This window comes from Clostridium sp. CM036 (genome assembly GCF_055081135.1).
The window spans coordinates 512,145-533,778 of sequence record NZ_CM143652.1; the positions used below are offsets into that span (position 1 = coordinate 512,145).

At 31.7% G+C, this 21,634-nt stretch carries 15 protein-coding genes and 1 pseudogene; 14 read left to right on the forward strand and 2 right to left on the reverse strand.

Annotated features, from left to right (window positions below; genetic code table 11):
- The first annotated feature begins 31 nt into the window (after nt 1-31).
- The 7 genes and pseudogenes from ACWJKE_RS02365 to ACWJKE_RS02395 all read left to right on the forward strand — a co-directional run bounded on the left by ACWJKE_RS02365 (nt 32) and on the right by ACWJKE_RS02395 (nt 7,683).
- Nucleotides 32-904, forward strand: a complete 873-nt coding sequence (locus ACWJKE_RS02365) for a MurR/RpiR family transcriptional regulator (protein ID WP_216303110.1) — start codon at nt 32-34, stop codon at nt 902-904.
- 189 nt (nt 905-1,093) lie between these two features.
- Nucleotides 1,094-2,446, forward strand: coding sequence for an NADP-specific glutamate dehydrogenase (gene gdhA / locus ACWJKE_RS02370; protein WP_216303048.1), 1,353 nt, complete (start codon nt 1,094-1,096; stop codon nt 2,444-2,446).
- A gap of 238 nt (nt 2,447-2,684) precedes the next feature.
- Entirely contained in the window at nt 2,685-3,872 is a 1,188-nt protein-coding gene (locus tag ACWJKE_RS02375) for a BaiN/RdsA family NAD(P)/FAD-dependent oxidoreductase (protein ID WP_253198179.1), read from the forward strand.
- Between the two features lie 65 nt (nt 3,873-3,937).
- Entirely contained in the window at nt 3,938-4,600 is a 663-nt protein-coding gene (cmk, locus tag ACWJKE_RS02380) for a (d)CMP kinase (protein ID WP_216303046.1), read from the forward strand.
- A gap of 41 nt (nt 4,601-4,641) precedes the next feature.
- A pseudogene (locus ACWJKE_RS02385) lies at nt 4,642-5,475 on the forward strand (4-hydroxy-3-methylbut-2-enyl diphosphate reductase); the annotation flags it as partial.
- A 166-nt stretch (nt 5,476-5,641) separates the two neighbouring features.
- Entirely contained in the window at nt 5,642-6,700 is a 1,059-nt protein-coding gene (locus tag ACWJKE_RS02390; RefSeq protein ID WP_462953765.1) for a CotS family spore coat protein, read from the forward strand.
- 113 nt (nt 6,701-6,813) lie between these two features.
- The gene (locus tag ACWJKE_RS02395; protein WP_216303043.1) at nt 6,814-7,683 is read left to right on the forward strand and encodes a GNAT family N-acetyltransferase; all 870 of its coding nucleotides are present in this window, start codon (nt 6,814-6,816) and stop codon (nt 7,681-7,683) included.
- A gap of 79 nt (nt 7,684-7,762) precedes the next feature.
- On the opposite strand, the gene ACWJKE_RS02400 is transcribed toward ACWJKE_RS02395, so the two are convergent.
- The gene (locus ACWJKE_RS02400) at nt 7,763-7,972 is read right to left on the reverse strand and encodes a hypothetical protein (RefSeq protein WP_216303042.1); all 210 of its coding nucleotides are present in this window, start codon (nt 7,970-7,972) and stop codon (nt 7,763-7,765) included.
- 269 nt (nt 7,973-8,241) lie between these two features.
- Between ACWJKE_RS02400 and miaB the strand changes: the two genes are divergently transcribed.
- The 5 genes from miaB (at nt 8,242) to ACWJKE_RS02425 (ending at nt 16,239) form a co-directional block, all read left to right on the forward strand.
- Nucleotides 8,242-9,567 (forward strand): tRNA (N6-isopentenyl adenosine(37)-C2)-methylthiotransferase MiaB, encoded by a 1,326-nt coding sequence (gene miaB, locus ACWJKE_RS02405; protein ID WP_216303041.1) that lies wholly within the window; start codon nt 8,242-8,244, stop codon nt 9,565-9,567.
- 143 nt (nt 9,568-9,710) lie between these two features.
- Entirely contained in the window at nt 9,711-12,401 is a 2,691-nt protein-coding gene (gene mutS, locus ACWJKE_RS02410; protein WP_462953766.1) for a DNA mismatch repair protein MutS, read from the forward strand.
- A gap of 43 nt (nt 12,402-12,444) precedes the next feature.
- The gene (gene mutL / locus ACWJKE_RS02415; protein ID WP_220285870.1) at nt 12,445-14,382 is read left to right on the forward strand and encodes a DNA mismatch repair endonuclease MutL; all 1,938 of its coding nucleotides are present in this window, start codon (nt 12,445-12,447) and stop codon (nt 14,380-14,382) included.
- 15 nt (nt 14,383-14,397) lie between these two features.
- Nucleotides 14,398-15,324, forward strand: a complete 927-nt coding sequence (gene miaA, locus ACWJKE_RS02420) for a tRNA (adenosine(37)-N6)-dimethylallyltransferase MiaA (protein ID WP_462959128.1) — start codon at nt 14,398-14,400, stop codon at nt 15,322-15,324.
- A 21-nt stretch (nt 15,325-15,345) separates the two neighbouring features.
- Complete coding sequence (locus ACWJKE_RS02425) at nt 15,346-16,239, forward strand: MYG1 family protein (RefSeq protein WP_216303037.1); 894 nt, start codon at nt 15,346-15,348, stop codon at nt 16,237-16,239.
- Nucleotides 16,240-16,341: 102 nt separating this feature from the next.
- Here ACWJKE_RS02425 and ACWJKE_RS02430 read toward each other — a convergent pair whose 3' ends face one another.
- Nucleotides 16,342-17,652 carry a pyridoxal phosphate-dependent aminotransferase gene (locus tag ACWJKE_RS02430; protein WP_220285868.1) on the reverse strand — a complete coding sequence of 437 codons (1,311 nt, stop codon included), beginning with the start codon at nt 17,650-17,652 and terminating at the stop codon, nt 16,342-16,344.
- 672 nt (nt 17,653-18,324) lie between these two features.
- Between ACWJKE_RS02430 and iscB the strand changes: the two genes are divergently transcribed.
- Nucleotides 18,325-19,560: an RNA-guided endonuclease IscB gene (gene iscB / locus ACWJKE_RS02435; protein WP_165412231.1), complete on the forward strand. Its 1,236-nt coding sequence runs from the start codon at nt 18,325-18,327 to the stop codon at nt 19,558-19,560.
- Nucleotides 19,561-19,639: 79 nt separating this feature from the next.
- Nucleotides 19,640-21,598 carry an ATP-dependent DNA helicase gene (locus ACWJKE_RS02440; RefSeq protein WP_258280659.1) on the forward strand — a complete coding sequence of 653 codons (1,959 nt, stop codon included), beginning with the start codon at nt 19,640-19,642 and terminating at the stop codon, nt 21,596-21,598.
- Nucleotides 21,599-21,634: the final 36 nt, after the last annotated feature.

A 21,634-nucleotide genomic window follows, 5' to 3' on the forward strand; every position in this document is an offset into this window, starting at 1 on the left:
TGGAATTAACATAGAAAGGATTGAGTTAGTTATGGAAAACAGCAAACAAGATTTGATGAGGTCTATTCAAATCAAGTTTCCACGGTTAAGCAAGGGGCAAAAATTAATAGCAGAATATATTTTAAAACACTATGATAAGGCAGCATTTATGACCGCAGCCAAATTAGGTACTAGTGTAGGAGTAAGTGAATCTACTGTTGTAAGATTTGCTAATGAGTTAGATTTCACTGGTTATCCAAAACTACAGAAAGCTCTTCAAGAATTAATTAAAAACAAACTAACTACCGTTCAAAGAATTGAGTTGTCTAACGACTTCATTACGCAAGAAAATGCATTAAAAGGTGTATTAAAAGCTGATATGGAAAATATTAGAGCTACTCTGGAGAAGATTAATTATAAAACTTTTGAGGAGATAGTAAATTCACTATTTAAGGCTGAAAGAATATACATAATCGGGCTTAGAAGTTCATCTGCATTAGCAGAATTTTTGGGTTTTTATTTAAATCTTATTTTAGATAATGTTAAGGTTGTAGCATATGGTGTCAGCGATATATTTGAGCAGATGCTTAATGTTAATGAAAAAGACGTAGTAATTGGAATAGGGTTTCCAAGGTACGCAACAAGAACAGTTGAAGCTTTGGCTTTTGCTAAAAGTAGAAATGCTAATGTTGTAGCAATTACAGATGGTTTATTATCTCCACTAGCTGCTAAAGCCGACTATACATTAATAGCTCAAAGTAATATGGCTTCATTTGTTGATTCTTTAGTAGCGCCACTCAGTGTAATAAACGCATTAATTATTGCTGTGGGATTAAGAGAAAAAGAAAAAATTTCAAGGACATTTTCTAATTTGGAGACCGTATGGGAAGAATATCAAGTTTATTCTTATAAAGATAAAGATTAGGATGATTAGTATGAGATAAGTGGATATAAATATTTGCTTTTTATTTTAAAATATAATTATAATTCTTTAAATGAGGAAGAAATAGTGCATACTATAAATTATGTGCAAAGTAGTAGCAATCTAATATATATATACATACATATATATATTAAATTCAAATAAAACATTAATTTAAGGAGGAAATAAATTATGGAAGTAAAAGAATATATAGAGCAAGTATTAGAAAATGTTAAAAAGAGAAATCCTAATGAACCTGAATTTTTACAAACAGTTGAAGAAGTTTTAGGATCTTTAGGACCAGTTTTAGAAAAACATCCAGAGTATATTGAAGCAAACCTTTTAGAAAGATTCTGTGAACCTGAAAGACAAATGATGTTTAGGGTTCCATGGATAGATGATGCAGGCGTTACACAGGTTAACCGTGGTTTTAGAGTGCAATTTAATGGATGTATAGGACCATTTAAAGGCGGTTTAAGATTTCATCCTTCAGTTTATATTGGAATCATTAAATTTCTAGGATTTGAACAAGTGTTAAAGAATTCATTAACTGGACTTCCAATAGGTGGAGGTAAAGGTGGTTCTGATTTCGATCCAAAAGGGAAATCAGATGCTGAGATAATGCGATTCTGCCAAAGCTTTATGACTGAACTTTACAGATATATAGGGCCAGATGTTGACGTTCCAGCTGGAGACATTGGTGTTGGAGGACGAGAAATTGGCTATTTATATGGACAATACAGAAGGATTAAAGGAACTTTTCAAAATGGAGTTCTTACAGGAAAAGGGTTAGCGTATGGCGGAAGTTTAATAAGACCACAAGCTACAGGTTTTGGGATAGCTTATTTCTGTGAAGAAATGCTTAAACATGAAGGGCTAGATTTTAAAGGTAAAACAGTAGCTACTTCGGGTTTCGGAAACGTTGCTTGGGGTGTTTGCACAAAAGTTGCTGATTTAGGTGGTAAAGTAGTTACACTTTCAGGTCCAGACGGATATATATACGATCCAAATGGAATAACAGGAGAGAAAATAGATTACTTAGTTGAAATGTTAAGGGTAAATAAAGGCTCGAGAGTTAAGGACTATGCTGACAAGTATGATGTTGAATTCCATGCTGGAGAAAAACCATGGAATGTAAAAGTTGATATAGTAATACCGTGTGCTACACAAAACGATATCAATATAGAGCATGCTAAACAAATAGTCGCAAATGGAATAAAATTTGTTTGTGAAGGTGCTAACATGCCATGTACTAACGAAGCAGTTGACTACTTCTTAGAAAAGGGCGTTAATGTAGGACCATCTAAGGCTGCAAATGCAGGCGGAGTTGCTACATCAGCACTTGAAATGAGTCAAAATAGCATGAGACTATCATGGACGGCTGAAGAAGTTGATGAAAAATTACATGAAATTATGATTAATATATACAAAAATTGTAAAGATGCTTCAGAAGAATTTGGATTTGGTTATAATCTAGTTTCAGGAGCTAACATCGCAGGATTTGTTAAAGTTGCAGAAGCAATGCACGCACAAGGAAATTATTAATTCTTACGTATATATTTCAAAGAGAATCCTTTTAGGGGGATTCCCTTTTTTATTTTTTTATTTTTTAGTTATATAAAAGAGTGTGATATAATAGAATGCATATATTTATTTGAAATACGGTGTTTATTTTTAAATGAGGTTGAATAAATTAATGTATTATATTAATTTATAATTGTAAGTATTATAAGGGAGTGATTAGGTGGCAAAAGTAGTTATTATTGGAGGAGGACCAGCAGGTATGATGGCAGCTGTTACAGCTTCATCAAAACATGATGTGGTACTCATTGAAAAAAATGAAAAATTAGGAAGAAAACTTTATATAACTGGGAAAGGTAGATGCAATATTACAAATGCGAAGGATATTGGTGATTTTTTTGAACATATACCATGTAATCCTCATTTTTTATATAGTTCTTTATATTCCTTTACTAATGAAGATACAATGAATTTTTTTAAAGAATTAGGAGTTAACCTTAAGGTTGAAAGAGGAGATAGAGTATTTCCGCAGTCAGATAAGTCTTCGGATATAATAAAAGCGTTTAATATGGAATTAAAAAATAAAAATGTTAAAGTGCAATTAAACTCAAAAGTTAAAAAGTTAGTTAGGGATAATCAGAAGATTGTCGGAGTACAGCTTGCTGATGGAAGTTATGTTTATGGAGATTACTTTATATTATGTACCGGTGGTTTATCATATCCACAAACGGGATCATCTGGTGAAGGTTTATCTTATACTCGTTCTTTAGGACACAATATAATTAAACCTAAAGCATCACTTGTACCAATAGAATTTGATGAAACGTGGGTTTCGGATTTACAGGGTCTCTCTCTAAAAAATGTAGAATTAAAAATTACTAATAGTAAGAATAAGAGTCTATATAAAGAGTTTGGGGAAATGCTTTTTACCCATTATGGTGCTTCAGGACCTATTGTATTAAGTGCAAGTAGTTTTATAAAAGAAGGAGAAAAATTTAAGGCTGTGATAAATCTTAAGCCAGCATTAAGTGAAGTTGAACTTGATAAGCGAGTTCAAAGTGATTTCTTGAAATATGCAAACAAAGCTTTTAAAAATTCATTAGATGATTTACTTCCTAGAAAAATGATTAATACGATAATTCAACTATCTAATATTGATGAAGATAAAAAAGTGAATTCTATTACTAAAGAAGAAAGAAAAACCGTAGTAAATTTGCTTCAAAATTTAACGTTTAATATTAAGGGCCTTCGCCCAATAGAAGAAGCAATTATAACTAGTGGTGGAGTAGATACTTTAGAGATAGATGCTTCTACCATGAAATCAAAAAAAATTGATAATCTTTATTTTGCAGGTGAAATGATAGATGTAGATGCATATACAGGAGGTTATAACCTTCAAATAGCATTATCAACAGGGAATTTAGCTGGGAGTAATGTAGGGGAAAATTAATGCTACTTCCAGTAGCAAATTAATGCTATTAAAACTAGCAGTTTTATAAACGAGGGGTGAAGAGTATGGGAATTTCCGTTGCCATAGATGGACCTGCAGGTGCAGGTAAAAGTACTATAGCTAAAATGATAGGTGAAAAATTTGGTCTTATGTATATTAACACGGGAGCAATGTATAGAGCAGTTACTTTAAAGGCGATGAATGCAAACATATCAGAAAATAATGTAGATGATTTACTTAAAATGGTGGAATCTTTAGAAATTCATTTTGAAGAAGAACGTCTATTTGTTAATAAGGAAGATCTGACATATATGATAAATATGCCTATTATAAGCAACAATGTTTCAAAATATGCAGCTATTCCTGAAATCAGAGAAATACTTGTTAAGCTACAACAAAATATAGCCAAAAAATTTAATGTTATTATGGATGGACGCGATATTGGTACAGTTGTACTTAAGGATGCTTCTTTTAAATTTTATTTAACTGCGAGTAGCGAAGAGAGAGCGAAAAGAAGATACGAAGAATTAATTTCTAAGGATATAGAAGTTGATTACAATACTATTTTAAAGGATATTATAAAAAGAGATTATGTTGATACACATAGAGAGACTAGTCCACTTATAAAAGCGGAAGATGCTATAGAAATCGATTCTTCTGATTTAAGCATTAATGGAGTAGTTGAAACAATTGTGGAATATATTAATTTGAAAATTAAGAATAGTTAATTCAATATTTATTATAATGCCTTATATATGGAGGTGGCAGTATGAGAAAAATAACACTAGCAGATTCAGCTGGTTTTTGTTTTGGAGTTAAACGAGCTGTAGATACGGCTTTAAATATGAAAGAAAAATACAATAATGAAATCTATACACTAGGGCCACTTATTCATAATACTGATGTTGTGGATTTTTTGAAAGAAAATTCAATATTTCCTATAGAACTTGATAATATTTCAAGATTAAAAGAAAATGATACGATTATTATAAGATCGCATGGAGTATCTGAAAAAACATTAAATATTTTAAAAAAAACCAGCCTTAATGTAATAGATGCAACATGTCCTTATGTAACCAATATTCATAAAAAGGTGAAAAAATATTACGATTTAGGATATCATATAATTATAGTTGGAGATAAAAATCATCCCGAAGTTATTGGAATTAATGGATGGTGTAATGATTCTGCAGTAATACTTAAGAGTGGTACGGAGCTCGGTAATATATCAAATAAAGTATGCGTGGTATCTCAGACAACAGAGAGGCAGGCTACTTGGGAGGATGTATTAACCAAGGTAATAAAAACCTGTAAGGAAATAGTTGCGTTCAACACTATATGCAGTGCAACTGAAGTACGCCAAAAATCCGCAGAAAAACTTTCAATTAAAGTTGATGCTATGGTTGTTATTGGTGGTTTTAATAGTTCCAATACTACAAAGCTGTATGAAATATGTAAGAAAAATTGTGAAAATACAATACATGTAGAAAATTTATTAGGTATTACTGATGAATTTATAAAAGATAAAAATGTTAAGAGTATAGGGGTCACAGCTGGAGCCTCAACACCGGATTGGGTTATTAAAGAGGCAATTTTAAAAATGAAATAATAGATTATTGAAGCATAACATTTTCTTTAAGAAAATTTCTCGTAAAAAACGTGTAGCATAAAATTATGCAAGCACGTTTTTTTATAATTTTTACGAATTATTGAATACTAAATTAAATTAGCTAATATAATTTAATAGCACTATTATGGGAGAGAGAAAATTGAAAGGTAATGCAAGAACAATTGAGCACTTAAATATAATTACTAATAAAAAGATGCAAATATTAATAAATGTAGTTAGGAAGTATAAATTAGAGTTAATAACTGCTGAAAAAGTTAGAAGTGCATATAAGATTACAACAGATAATGGTGATTTCTGTTTAAAGAAAATGAGGCATGGAAGAAGTAAGGTTAAAAATGGTTGTATTTTAACAGAAGAACTACTACTTAATAACTTTACCAATACACCTAAATATTTTAGAACAAAAGACGGAGCTTTTTCCGTAAGCTATAAAAAAAATATATATTACTTAACAGAATGGTTAGAAGGCTGTGAATGTGATTTAACTGATATTGATGAAGCTGTGAGTTGTACAAAACTCTTAGCACAATTTCATAACGTATCAAATAAAATTGACCATAATAAAATCCATATACCAAACAATTTAAAGGATTGGCCGAAAATTTTCACTAACGATTTAAATGATTTTAAAAGATTCGAAAGAATAATTACTAACAAAAGGATAAAAAATGAATTTGATATTCATTTTCTAGAAAATATTGATAACTTTTATAATAGAGGTATGTCTTCCGTTAATATTCTAAATAAGTCACAGTATTATAAATCATCAAAAATAGCAAATGATAAGAAAATAATATGTCATAATAACTTTCGTTATCACAACATAATTAAAATGGATGGAGAGTACTTTATAATTAACCTTGATAGTATTATGAGTGATTTACAAATAAGTGATTTAGGAAAGCTTCTTCGGAGATTGATGTTCGAAAAAGCTTATGGGTGGAATTTTAATTTTGCTAAAATTCTGATTGAAGCATATAATTCTACTAATAAATTAAGCAAAGAAGATTTAGAGATAATGCTTGCCTTAATAATATTCCCTCATAAGTTTTGGAAGTTAGCGAAGAAAAGATATATGAAACAAAAAAAATGGTCTGAGACTAAATATTTGAATAAACTTAATAAGATAACATGTCACAATGAAGCTCAAGAGAAATTTTTTAATGAATATTTAAATTTTTTAGAAGAATATTCATAAATTATAAAAATTCATTGTAAAACTATTAATAATAGATTTATAATTATAAATGTATTAAAATTTTATAAATAATCAAATTTATTTAAAAATAAATATTAGTGGAGTAAAGTTAAATGTATAAATTAATAAGTCTAACTTTGAAAAATATTGAAAGTTTTAGAAAAATTAGTAGAATTAATACTAACTTTAGTTTATCGAATAAAGATTTCTTTGAACAGTATGATAATAGTAACATTATTCAAAAATTGTTTTTAAGAAAAACTGTAAACTTATTATTAGAAGAAAATAATTATATAGGTTATATATGGTTTGAAAAACATACTAAATATCATAGTTCCATTAATTCAATAAATGTAATAGAGGATAATAATTTAGTCTACTGCTATAAAATTTTAATTAGTTCACTGGTAAGTAATAGTTTGATAACTTATGAATGTGAAGATAATGGAATAAACATAGATATTTTAAATAAGCTAGGGTTTACTAGATTAAAGGGAGTTATGGAACTAGAACTAGAGTGTAAAGAATATTTTAATGCCCTCGTTCCTAGTAATATTACTTTTTCTATAGTAAAAAAGGGCAAAAATGAAAAAGAACGTTGTTTATTACAAAATGAAATATTTAAAAATGATGATAGAATTCCGATAAATGTAGAAGATATCTATTATGATGAAGCACAGGAATATTATTTTAATGAGGGCGCAATATTTATTAAACTAGATAATATACCCGTTGGATATGGTCAAATTATAGTTGAAGATAAGGCAGCAATCATAGTAAATTTCGGAATAGTAGAGAAATACAGAAAAGAAGGATATGGGAAAGTGCTTTTAAGGCATTTGCTTAATATAGCTATGGATAATGATTTTTCTAAAGTCTCACTTAAGGTGGATTCTAATAATGTTTTCGCTTTAAAATTATATATTTCATTAGGTTTTAATATTAAAAAGGAAGTTTATACTTGGAAAAAAACCAAAGCTTAAGAATGCATATAAAAAGTGATAGAGGATTCTATCTCTTTTTATATTTTATCCTCAATATCAGAAAGCATTTTTATTTTTGTTATAATAAGGAATTCTCACTAATGGAAGTGGTGGATATTCCTTCTGAAATGTCGTTATACTGGTTTAGTACAATTTCAACAGGAACATAGGATGCTTTTATGTTTAGCATATTACTATGGTTACACATACAATAATAACTTCTATCACCTATGCAATTGTATTGTAAACTCGTATCTTTTATAGTCTCTTCTTTTTTTGCATCATACATATAAAATCACTCCTTTTAGGTAGGTTATCCTAAAAACAGAAATTTAATCTAGAAATCAAAACAAATATAAGTGCTAATTAAAGAATCATAATATGTAATTTTTTCTATATTAAAATAGAAAATCAACTAGTAAGAGTATAATCTGATTCGTATATATATTTAGAATAGATTAATTATATAATCAATTATTAAAAATGACTTTAAAAAAGCTTTCATATTATATATAATGGTATGTATTAATACTTTTTTTTATAAAGGAGAATGCACTAATGAATAAAACACTTAATTATTACATAGAAACATGGGGATGCCAAATGAATGAGGAGGACTCTGAAAAATTATCTGGTATGCTAATACCTGTGGGATATAAAAGAACCTTGGATAAGGGAACTGCTGATATAATTATATTCAACACTTGTTGTGTTAGAGAGAACGCAGAGCAAAAGGTTGATGGAAATATAGGTGCTTTAAAAACAATGAAAAAAAATAATCCAAAGCTTATAATTGCGATTATTGGATGTATGATGCAACAAGACGGCATGGCGAAACATATAATTACTAAGTTTCCATTTGTAGACATTATTATCGGGACACACAATGCTCATAAATTCCCAGAGTACTTAAAGAGAATACAAGGCGGAGAATCATCTATCGTTGAAATTTGGGATAAAGAAGAAAATATTATAGAGGGAATTAAAATAGATAGGGGAAATAATCTAAAAGGTTTTGTTACAATTATGTATGGTTGCAACAATTTTTGCACTTATTGTATAGTGCCTTATGTAAGAGGACGCGAGCGAAGTCGAAAGCCTGAAGAAATTATTAATGAAATAACAGCTATGGTTGCACAAGGGTACAAAGAGATAACCTTACTTGGTCAAAACGTTAACTCCTACGGTAAGGGATTAACTCCTGAAATAAATTTTGCACAGTTACTTAGAAGAATTAACAATATTGAAAATTTAGAGAGATTAAGATTTATGACATCTCATCCAAAGGATTTATCAAATGAAGTAATGCAAGTGATTGCTGCGGGGGATAAGATTTGTGAACATGTTCATTTACCAGTACAATCAGGGTCATCTAATCTTCTAAATAAAATGAATAGACATTACGATAGGCAGGAATATTTGGATTTGGTTAAAGATATTAGAACCACAATACCTAATGTAGGAATAAGTACAGATATTATCGTTGGATTTCCTGGAGAAACAGATGAAGATTTTGCAGAGACTCTAAGCCTTATGGAAGAGGTGAAATTTAATTTAGCATTTACGTACCTTTATTCTAAAAGAAAAGGAACTCCAGCTGATGAAATGCTAGACCAAGTGCCAGATGATGTTAAGCATGAAAGATTTAATAGATTAATTGAAGTTGTTAACAGAAATTGTGCAGAAAGAAACAAAGAATGTGTAGGTAAAATAGTAGAAGTATTGGTAGAAGGGTATAGTAAAAATGATAAAAATAAATTAAGTGGAAGAACTAGAAATGGGAAATTAGTGAACTTCGAGGGAAATGACAAAGCTATTGGAGAGCTCGTATCAGTTCAAATAACTGAGGCACACTCTTTTTCACTTTTAGGTGAAGAAATATAAGGTGCATGAGAATAAATGCACATTAGGGGCATGAAAGTAAATAACAAGTCACTAGGATACTGACTTGTTATTTACTTGAATGTCCCTTATATAAAAATTAACAATTATTATTTACTTACAGATGAAAGCAAGGTGGTATGACAATGGCATTAACTCCAATGATGATACAATATTTTGAAATAAAAGAAAAGTGCAAGGACTGTATATTGTTTTTTAGATTAGGTGACTTTTATGAAATGTTTTTTGACGATGCGCAGGTTGCATCAAAAGAATTAGAATTAGTCCTAACAGGACGGGACTGTGGCCTTGAGAAAAGAGCACCTATGTGCGGAATACCGTACCATGCTGCTAACACCTATGTAGGAAGGCTAATTGCAAAAGGATATAAGGTTGCCATATGTGAGCAAGTGGAAGATCCAGCACTTACAAAGGGCATAGTTAAAAGAGATATTATTAAAATAATTACGCCGGGAACTTACACTGATTCCGGTTTTTTAGAAGAAACTAAAAATAACTATATTATGAGCATTTACATTGACAGAAAAATTAACTTCTGTGGAGTGTGTTTTTGTGATGTATCAACTGGTGAATTTACTTGCACAGATACTAAATTTAACATTGTTACTATATTAGATGAAATTTCAAAGTTTAACCCAAAAGAAATTATTGTGTCAGAGGATATATCTGAGGAGATACTGCGCGCTATAAAAGAAAGATTTAATGTTTTGTATTCGTCTTACCCAAATGAGTATTTTACCCTGAAAGACGAAAGTTTAATTACAAATCAGTTTCATAACTTTTGTGAGAATACATTCACACAAACTTTAATTAGCAGCATTTCAGGATTGCTTAGTTATATTATGGATACACAAAAAAAATCACTTTCTCACATAGATACTATAGAATATTATGATATTTTAGATTATGTAAGTTTAGATGCAAATTCTAGGAGAAACTTAGAACTCACGGAAACTTTAAGAGATAAAACAAAGAAGGGCTCTTTGCTTTGGGTATTAGATAGAACTAATACTGCCATGGGAGCTAGAAGGCTCCGTAAATGGTTAGATCAACCTTTAATAAGCAAGAGCTTAATAGATGAAAGATTAGAGGCCGTAGAAGAACTAAAAGGTAATACTACCTTCCACGAAGATTTAAAAGATGTGCTCGTGGATATTTATGATATAGAAAGACTTGTAGGGAAAATTTCTTCAAAGAATGTTAATGCAAAAGAATTGATTTCTCTTAAAAATTCTATAGGGAAAATACCAAGGGTTAAATCCATTTTAGCAGGACTTAATAGTAAATTAACGAAAAAAATATATTTAAACTTAGATGATTTGCAAGATATATACAATACTTTAGATAATTCTATTATTGTAAATCCATCTATTTCTATTAAAGAGGGAAATATTATTAAGGAAGGCTTTAATAGTGAAATAGATGAGCTAAGGCAAGCTAAGGCCCATGGCAAAGAATGGATTGCTACATTAGAAAATGATGAAAAAAGAATAACTGGAATAAAGTCATTAAAAGTAGGGTATAACAGAGTGTTTGGTTATTTTATTGAAGTAACCAAATTAAATATTGGGTCAATTCCGGAGGGAAGGTACATAAGAAAACAAACCTTGTCTAACGCGGAGAGATACATTACTCCTGAACTTAAGGAAATGGAAGAGAAAATTTTAGGAGCACAAGAAAAATTAGTCAATATCGAATATGAGGTATTTACAGGTATTCGAGAAGAAATTGAAAAACACATAGAAAGAATGAAAAATACTGCAAAGTTAATATCAGAAATTGATTGTTTAAGTTCCCTAGCTACAATTGCCCTTGAAAATAATTATACCAAGCCTAAAATAAATACTAAGGGTATTTTTAATATAAAAGGTGGGAGACATCCTGTAGTTGAAAAAATGATGCCTACAAATACTTTCATTGAAAATGACACATGCATGGATGCTGTGGATAATCAATTACTACTAATAACTGGACCCAATATGGCGGGTAAATCCACCTATATGCGTCAAGTCGCATTAATAACTATTATGGCTCAAATAGGAAGTTTTGTTCCCTGCATAGATGCAGATATATCCATATGTGATAAGATATTTACGAGAATAGGAGCTTCAGACGATCTTGCTGCGGGTAAAAGTACCTTTATGGTTGAGATGTGGGAAGTATCCAATATATTAGAAAATGCAACAAATAAAAGTTTAGTTTTACTTGATGAGGTAGGACGTGGTACTAGTACTTATGATGGACTAAGTATTGCCTGGTCAGTAATTGAGTATATTTGTAAGAATTCTAATTTAAGGAGTAAAACTTTGTTTGCTACCCATTATCACGAGTTAACAAAACTTGAAGGTATGATTAAGGGTGTTAAAAATTATTCTGTAGCTGTAAAAAAGATTGAAAATGAAATTGTATTCCTTCGGAAAATTGTTCCCGGTGGAGCTGATGAATCCTATGGAATAGAGGTTGCAAAGCTTGCAGGTCTACCAGAGGATGTAATAAATAGGGCAAATGAAATTCTAGCGTCACTAGAGAATCTTAACAATACTACGGAAATTGACTTAAGAAGCAATAAATTTTCGGAAATTAAACGACCTAATAAAGCTAATAATAAAAAAGATATTGAAAATATTGTGGCGAAAGAAGCGGCTGTAACTTATGTACCGAAGATAGAAAACGATGAAATTACTCAAATTAATTTTACAGACATAGAAAAGGATAATATGTTAAAGGAAATTAAAAATATAAATATCCTTAATCTAACACCTATGGATGGGTTTAATAAGCTATACGATCTAGTTAATAGGGCTAAGTTGCTATAGTGATAGGCGGGGGCTATAAAAATAGCTAAGGATGTGAGTTGTCATGAGAATTAATATGTTAGAAGTTGAAACTTCCAATAAAATTGCTGCAGGTGAGGTTGTAGAGCGGCCGTCGTCTGTAGTCAAGGAGCTCGTGGAAAACAGTATAGATGCTGGTGCTAAAAATATTAGCATAGAAATCGTTGATGGTGGTCAAAAAACCATAAAGATAACTGACGATGGCACTGGAATACATATAGATGATATAGAAAAGGCTTTTTTGCCTCATGCTACTAGTAAAATAAAATATGTTGAAGATATTTATAAAATACATACGTTAGGGTTTAGAGGAGAGGCATTACCGAGTATTGCGTCTGTATCCCGTACTACATTAAATAGTAGAACTGAAGAATCCTCATTTGGCAAAGAGATATCTCAGTCATCAGGAGATATACTCTACGTTAAAGAAGTAGGATGTAATGTTGGTACAACAATAGAAGTTAAGGATCTGTTTTTTAATGTTCCTGCAAGGCAAAAATTTTTAAAAACGCCTCAAAGAGAATCGGCTTTAATATCAGATATTATAGGCAGGCTTGCATTAGCTAACAATGAGATTTCTTTTAAACTACTAAACAATAGTAAAAAGGTTTTGTCTACATATAGTTCTACAAATCTTTGTGATACTATTAGATATATATATGGTAAAGAAGTTGTAGATAATATTACTAGTTTTGAAAGGTATAACGATATAATGTCTGTTCATGGATATATCGGTAATGCACAGATAAGTCGTGGAAGCCGAAATAGACAAAGTATTTTTGTTAATAAAAGGTATATTAAAAGTGGTCTAATTACAGCGGCCGTCGAAAATGCATTTAAATCTTTTTTGACTGTTCATAAATTTCCTTTCTTTGTTATATTTTTAGATATTTTCCCTGAGTATATAGATATAAATGTTCATCCACAAAAAACTGAAATTAAATTTCAGGAGGATAAAGCTGTATTTAAAATTGTTTTTGACGCAGTGCATACAGCAATTGCTGATAGTTTAAGAGGCAATTTTGATATACCAGAAGGCGATAAAGCAAATAGCAGTGAGAAAGAAATTGAAGAAAACACCTTAAGAAAAGAAATTTATGATTTTAACAGGACGGTAATAGATGAAAAGGATAGGGAAGAACTAGAAAAGAGTGTTCAAATCCCAATAGATTTTAATTATAAAACATTAAACAATGAAACGGATAATTTTAAAGAATCATCTTATACAAATGTGAGTGATCTAAAAGTTACAAGTAATTATGGTAGTGAAGCTACTAATGAGTTACAAATCGCGCGGGTAAGTGAGAATGTTAAAGATAGTAATATAATTAATTATGAGACGGGTGAAATCACATCACCAAATGAAGTTTCTAAAATTTCAAAGTTTCCAGAGCTTCGAATTATAGGACAATTCAATAAAACCTATATTTTAGGTGAGGTATATAATGAGCTTTACCTAATTGACCAACATGCAGCTCATGAAAAAGTATTATTTGAAAAATATAAAAAAGAAATTACGAATTCCGAGGTGCTATCCCAAATTTTACTTACGTCAATAGTAATAGAGCTTAATCAAGATGATTACACTTATTATATTGAAAATGAAGCAGTGTTTAAAAATTCTGGTTTTGACATTATTGAATTTGGTGAAAACACAATAAGTATTAGGGAAGTTCCAATAATACTTGGTAAACCGGATATTAAAAATCTCTTTAATGAAATATTAGATAATTTAAAAAACATGGGCAGCGGTAAAACTGTAGAAGTTAAATATAATCGTATAGCATCTATGGCATGTAAAGCAGCTGTAAAAGCAAATAATCAGCTAACGGAGCTTGAAATGAACAAATTAATTGATGATTTAAGATATATTGATGAACCTTTTACTTGTCCCCATGGAAGACCTACAATAATAAAAGTTACACTTAATGAACTTGAAAAAAGATTTAAAAGAATACAATAGAAAAAAGGTGGAAACATGAAAGATTTATTTATTTTAGCAGGCCCTACAGCTGTAGGTAAAACAGAAATCTCTATAAAACTTGCGCAAAAGCTAAAGGGAGAGATCATATCAGCAGATTCAATGCAAATATACAAATGTATGGATGTTGGTTCTGCTAAGATTTCATTCGAGGAGATGAGGGGAGTTCCTCATCATCTAATAGATATAATAGAGCCTAGTGAAGAGTTTAGTGTGTCTGAGTTTAAAGAAAGAACTGAAAGTGCTATTGAAGATATAAGTAATAAAAATAAACTCCCAATGCTAGTTGGTGGAACTGGGTTTTACATAAATTCGTTAATATACAACTATAGCTTTGCGCGTACCAACAAAGATGAAGAGTATAGAGAGTATCTTACAAAACTTTCAGATGAAAAAGGAAACGAATATGTACATAGCTTACTTAAAGATATTGATGAGGAATCTTACAATAAACTATATCCTAATGATTTAAAAAGGGTTATTAGAGCTTTAGAAGTGTACAAAGTAAGTGGTAAACCCATGAGTGAGTTTAAATCAGAGCAAAATATTTTGGATATTCCTTATAATGTACATTATTTTGTACTAAACATGGATAGACAAAAATTGTATAATAGAATTAACCAACGCGTAGATATAATGTTTGAAAATAATTTAATAGATGAAGTTATAAAATTAAAAGATATGGGCTACAATTCAGATATGCAGTCAATGAAGGGTATAGGATATAAAGAAGTGCTATACTATTTAAATGGTGAAATATCTTTAAATGAAGCTATAGAAATGATTAAACAAGGAAGTAGGAATTATGCTAAAAGGCAGCTTACCTGGTTTAGAAAAGATCCAAGAGTAACTTGGATTAATAAAGATGATTTTAGCAGTGATGATGAAATTGTAGAATATATTGCGGATATGAGTAAATTATAATAAATATAAAAGAGGTAAATAATGATTAATGAAAAGAATATTAAAACTTTAGGAACACATAATGGAAAATTTCATGCAGACGATGTTATGGCTACAGCTATACTTAGTCTACTACTAGGGGATATAAAGGTAACAAGAACAAGAGATGAGAATATACTTAGAACTTTAGATTTTGTATATGACATAGGCTTTGGAGAGTTCGACCATCACCAATTAGACAAAGAAATAAGAGAAAACGATGTTCCATATGCTGCTTGTGGTTTGGTTTGGAGAGAGTTTGGGTCAAGAGTAATACAAAAGTTTAATTCTGAATTTGATGAAGAGGACATAAGATCCATTTTTGATTGTGTTGATAAAAATTTAGTTCAGGGTATTGATGCTACAGATAATGGAATAGATATAAAATCAGAAATTAATGTAACTACAATAAGTGATATAATCCAAAGTTTTAATCCTGCATGGGATTCTGATGATTCAAAAGAGGAGGCATTCGAAGAAGCCGTCCGGTATGCTACTGAGGTTATAAAAAGAATAATAAGCAGACAAGTTTCTGTTATAAAAGCAAGGGTAATAGTAGATGAAGCCTTTCAAAATAGAAAGACTAACGAAATAATGGTTTTAAAAACCGGTTGCCCTTGGCTTAAACAGTTACTTAAAATAGATATAAATAATGAAATATTGTTTGTTATTTCTCCAAATGATAATAATGCAGAGTATAAGATTCAAACTGTAAAGAAAGCCGTTGATACTTTTGAAGCAAGAAAAGATTTATTAGAATCGATTAGAGGAAAATCAAGTGAGGAAATAAATTCTATACTTAAAATAGATGATGCTATTTTTTGTCACAAAGCAGGGTTTATAGCATCTGCTAAAAGCTTGGAAAGTGCTATGAAAATAGGGGAATTATCTATTTAAAACTGATATAAGGAAAATAGATAAAAAGGGCCATCTCAAAATAGAAAGTAATTTCTATTGCGAGATGGCTCTTTTTTCTTTTGGTGTATAATTTAAGTATGATTAACGTATACCCTCATATTTTCTTAGAAGCTTAACGAATAACTCAGGAACTTTTGCCATGTTTTCTGGAGTTTCTACGAATGCGATACGCATCTGAGTGCTTCCTGGATTAGATTCGCCTGGTTTAATGTCATAGAAACCTTTCATAGGTGCTACCAGAAGAGTTGTTTCCACTCCGTGGAAATCCACTGAGCCTTCTTGGGCACAATACATAACAAATTCGATTGAATCAAATCCTGGTTTTACAACATTTCTAACGTCAACTACTGAGTATATAGCTGCATCAGGGCTAGAAACAATAAGACCTGGGTCCAGTTTCTTCATACAACTATAGAATTTAAACAAGAGTTTTTTGTAATACTCACGGAGTCCTATACACCATTCATCAAGCTGTTCTTTGCTTTCATGAGCTAGTGCTCCGAAGATATACTGACCTATTACATTGGCGCAAAGGTTAGCAGTATATTCAGCTACTGATTGAGTATGGAACTCTTCATTATCAGTGATTAAAGCCCCTATTCTTAAACCACAGGCACTCCATATCTTTGATGCGGTATCGAGACTTATTCTTCTGCCCTCTATGCCAGGTACATCTGCATCAGTGATTCCCCAGATACTTATGAGGTCACTGTTAACATAATATAGTTCACGATAAGCTTCATCGCTAATCATCCACATATTATATTTTACGCATATTTTAGCAAGTTCTTTAAGAGTTGCATAGTCGTAGAGCTGCCCTGTAGGATTGTCGTAAGGGATTACAAGAAGTGCCCCGGGATTATTCTTTTTAATAGATTCTTCAATTTTGTCTAGTTCTGGAAGGCTGAACTTACCATCATCGTCTAAATGACGCTTTACTGTAACAGTTTTACGGCCAATTCTTTCTGCAAAAGAAATATAATTTGTATAGGCTGGGTCAATCATCATAAGAGGTTTATCATCAGTGCCGGAAGCTCCGCAAACACCAAGTAATAACATCTCAATACCAGTGGATCCACCATCGGTTACCTGAACAAATAATTTGCTAGTATCAAACCCTTGGCAATTGAGAATGTTTTTAAATGCATCCTGAGCCTCGGCTACACCGGCAGTACCTGAATATCTTACAGTACCCTTTGCAAATGGGCTTTCAGGTGAATCCAATGCAAACATTCTTTTCTGCATAGCAGGATTTGTTGGTAGGGAAACGTTTCCAATCGCTACGTTGACCAACTCAGGTTTAGCTTTACGCTCATTAAATTTCATTTGTCCAATTCTTACGGCTGATGGCATCCTTTTCTTAAAATGTTCCGATATTACTGGTTTATTCATAAAAAATACCCCCTAAAATTATAATTTATAAAATATTTAGCTTCTAAGAATATTATAACAGTAAAGTCAAATAATGGATGTAATTATGGTGCGATTAAATTTACTATCTGGTATTAGGATCGACTTTGAGGTGAAAGTAAGTATATATCCAGGAAAGTGACTAGATTTTATGTGATATAAATTAGAATCATTAAAAGATGTAATTTTTTCTCCATTGTTAATGTTATAATACTTATTGAAAAAGTTTAGAATGTAAGGGTGTTTATGTTTAGTATATAAAGAAAAACTATGTGCATGTACATAACTGACAGTAAATTTTCGCATAATATTTTCTATGGTATTCCATAGGTTAACAGGAGCTACTAAACTGCTTAAAAAAATCTAAACAATTTTAAACAAAAGTGAACATATTTAGTTGTTCATGCAGTGAACGTTGCTTTCAAGCTTAAGTGAGTGTAGCATCTGAAAAGATCGTAGCACGATGAACTACGTGAAATGACAGGTTAAAGACGTACCTTTAGATGTACTTCAGTCTGATGCTCTACGATAATGAGGAGGAAAATAATCTAAGGTTTTGCTACGGCTTAATTATGATTAGACACACCGAAATTCAGTGCACCATCATTTTACATTGGCAAGAAGAAAAATTTCCCGTAAGGAGGTTGACTAGAAATGGTCGAATATTCATTTGTACTGGACTTAGCTGGCAACAGACTAAGCCCATGCAACAAAAATAAAGCTTATTACCTTATTAGAAATAAAAAAGCCAAAATGCTTAATAAATTTCCGATGGTAATACAATTGTTTAAAATAGTTAAGGAGAATAACAATAATAAAACTAAAACCTATCTTGGAATTGACGATGGGAGTAAACATGTTGGGCTAGGAATAATTCAAGATTGTAATAACAAAGTAAAACCAATTTTTAAGGGGACTATAGAACTTAGAGATGACGTTTCTAAAAAAATGGCTATAAGAAAAGGGTATAGGACATATCATAGATATCATAAAAGGTATAGAGAAAAGAGATTTGATAATAGGCAATCATCTAAAAGAAAAGGTAGACTTGCTCCAACGATAATGCAAAAGAAACAATCCATTTTACGAGTTGTAAACAAAATAACCAAATGGATTAAGATAGATTCGATATATTTAGAAAATGTGTTAATAGACATACGAGTTCTAACTGAAGGTAGAAGTCTATACAAATGGCAATATCAAAAATCTAATAGACTGGATAATAACATTAGGATAGCGGCACTCATGAGAGATAACTTTACTTGTGTTGATTGTGGTTCTAAAGAAAATTTACAAGAACACCACATTAAACCAAGACGTGCTAAAGGAGCCGACAGCATACATAATGTTGTAACATTATGCAAGTCCTGTCACACAAAAACCTTTGGCAGAGAAATCGAGTTAATAGATCAATATTTAGCTATAATAAAAGGTAGAAAATTAAATCTTAGTGATGCATTGCATGTTATGCAAGGTAAAAAAAACTTACAGACTGAACTTAAAAAAATAGCCCCATTATATTTAACTACGGGTGGCGATACTGCAAACCATAGAAATGATTGGGATATAGAAAAAACACACTCAAATGATGCTTTAGTTATATGTAACGTAGATATCAAAAAAAATAATATTGATATCAAAGACTGGCAAATATCACCTTTACGTAAAAAATCTAAGGGTGACGCAGAGCTAATTGTAAAAGGATTTAAGCATAGAGATTATGTAAAGTATACCAAGAAAAATGGAACCGAGTATATTGGATATATTACAGCATTATACCCAAGTAAAAATCAATTTAACATGACACGAACAAATGGTGAGATATTAAAAAGATATGGTCTAAAAAGCTTGAAACTATTATCGAGACCAAAATGTATACGGTGGATATAATATTAAAAATAAGGAGGTGAACTGGTTAATTAAGTCAAATGTATAATTATGTTCAGATTTAATTAACCAGGATAAAATTTTGTATAAGAAAATAGGACCCACATTTGATTATAAAACAAAAAAAGAGTTTCCAAGTAAGTTGATGGATTGGATTGGCGATGTTTTTTACGATATTCTTCCGGAACACGGATATGAGATACGTGATGAGCAAATATATACTGCTTTTCAGCTTGCTGATGCAGTTTGTAATAAAAAAGTTCATCTGGCTGAGGCTGAGGTCGGTACCGGAAAGACATTCGCCTACTTACTCACTGCAATTGCCTACGCTGGTTTTAGCGGAAAACCTGTAGTAATTGCATGTGCCTCAACAGCACTTCAGGAACAGCTGGCAGGGCCAAAGGGAGATATTCAAACACTTTCCCGAATACTGGGATTAGAAATAGATGCGCCAATGGCAAAGGATCCTCGTCAGTATGTTTGTGATGAGAGAGTTAGTGGAATAGGGGGAATGTTTGGCGATGCGACAGCCTCTGATGAGATTAATCAATGGTTAGCCAGGACTACAAAAGGTGAACGCTCAGAAATGCCGCATATATCCGATAGTGTATGGAGACAGATTGGATGGGATGAGACTATGCCCTGTGATGCCTGTCCCAGAAGAGGCTTTTGTAAGCTTGTTAAGGTAAGGGAACATTACAGATCTTCCAAGGATTTAATTATCGCTGATCATAATATCTTTTTTCAGGACCTCTGGACAAGGGATGAAAGAATTGCAGACGGTAAAATGCCTATGCTTCCAGATTACTCGCTGGTGATTTTTGATGAAGGGCATAAAGTCATACTGCCGGCAGCCATGGGTGCTGGAAGACAAATTCATAAAGAGGATATTGATAATATTATCCTTTCGATAGAGGAAATCCAGGGAGCAAGAACTTCACTGGTTGTAAGTGCAATTGCCTTGGACCAGGCCAATTCTAACTTTTTCGAAAAACTTAATCAAAACGTAATAGATGATGAGCAATCAGAGCGTCTGGGGGTTCGCACCGATGATATACTTCTGAAAGCAGCTGATACTTTTCATAAGGCACTAGATCGGTTGCTTTTAGATATACAAATTGAGGAAGAGCTATACATAGACGCGCTACCGGAAAGCACGTTACATACCTTTGAAATTCAAATAGAACTATCAATTACAGCCTTAGCTAGGTTTGGTAGGAATAAAGGTAGAGAGGTTATTACTTGGGTAGATAGGGCAGACGGCAGCTTTTGGGTAGTTCCGCGGAATTTGAGCAATATGCTAGATAAACATTTATTTTTGAAAAAATTGCCTGTGGTGTTTACTTCAGGAACTTTAAGTGATAAGGGGGATTTTGGTTACCTTATGAGGACTCTTGGCTTAAAAGATCCAGCAATATCAACGGTTGGAAGTCCCTTTGATATTGAGGAACAGGTGGTGGTTTATTTACATCAGCCATCCTTTGAGGCTACTTCCAGTGCCAAGTTTTCACGCAAAATCAAACAATTACTATGTTTGCTGAAAGAAAATGGAGGAAGAGCGCTGATACTTGTTAACTCTTTGAAGGAAGTCAGGAAAATAAGAAATGAAATTAGTGGCTATGAGTTACCTTTTGAAGTTTTATGGGAGGATAAAGGTGAGCGAGGACATCTTGTCCAAAAGTTTCGTGCGGAAGTTACATCTGTATTAGTAGGTTCTACTTTTTGGGAGGGAATTGATGTGCCCGGGGAGTCTTTATCTCTCGTTGTAGTTTGGCAGCTTCCCTTTCCTTCCTTAGACCCTTTGATTGAAATGAGGCGCAAAGAAGCAGAAGAAGAGGGGATGAATCCACTTATAACCGTTGATTACCCTGAAATGGGATTGAAGTTAAAACAAGGTTGTGGCAGATTAATTAGAACTAAGGATGACCGTGGAGCAATAGCTGTCATGGACCAAGTAATAGGAACCCCATGGGAAAAGGTGGTTATGAGGGCTCTACCTAGAGGATCGAAAATCAAAACTTTGGAACATAGGGATATTTAAAATACCACACCTTCTTCAACAGATTCAACACAAGGA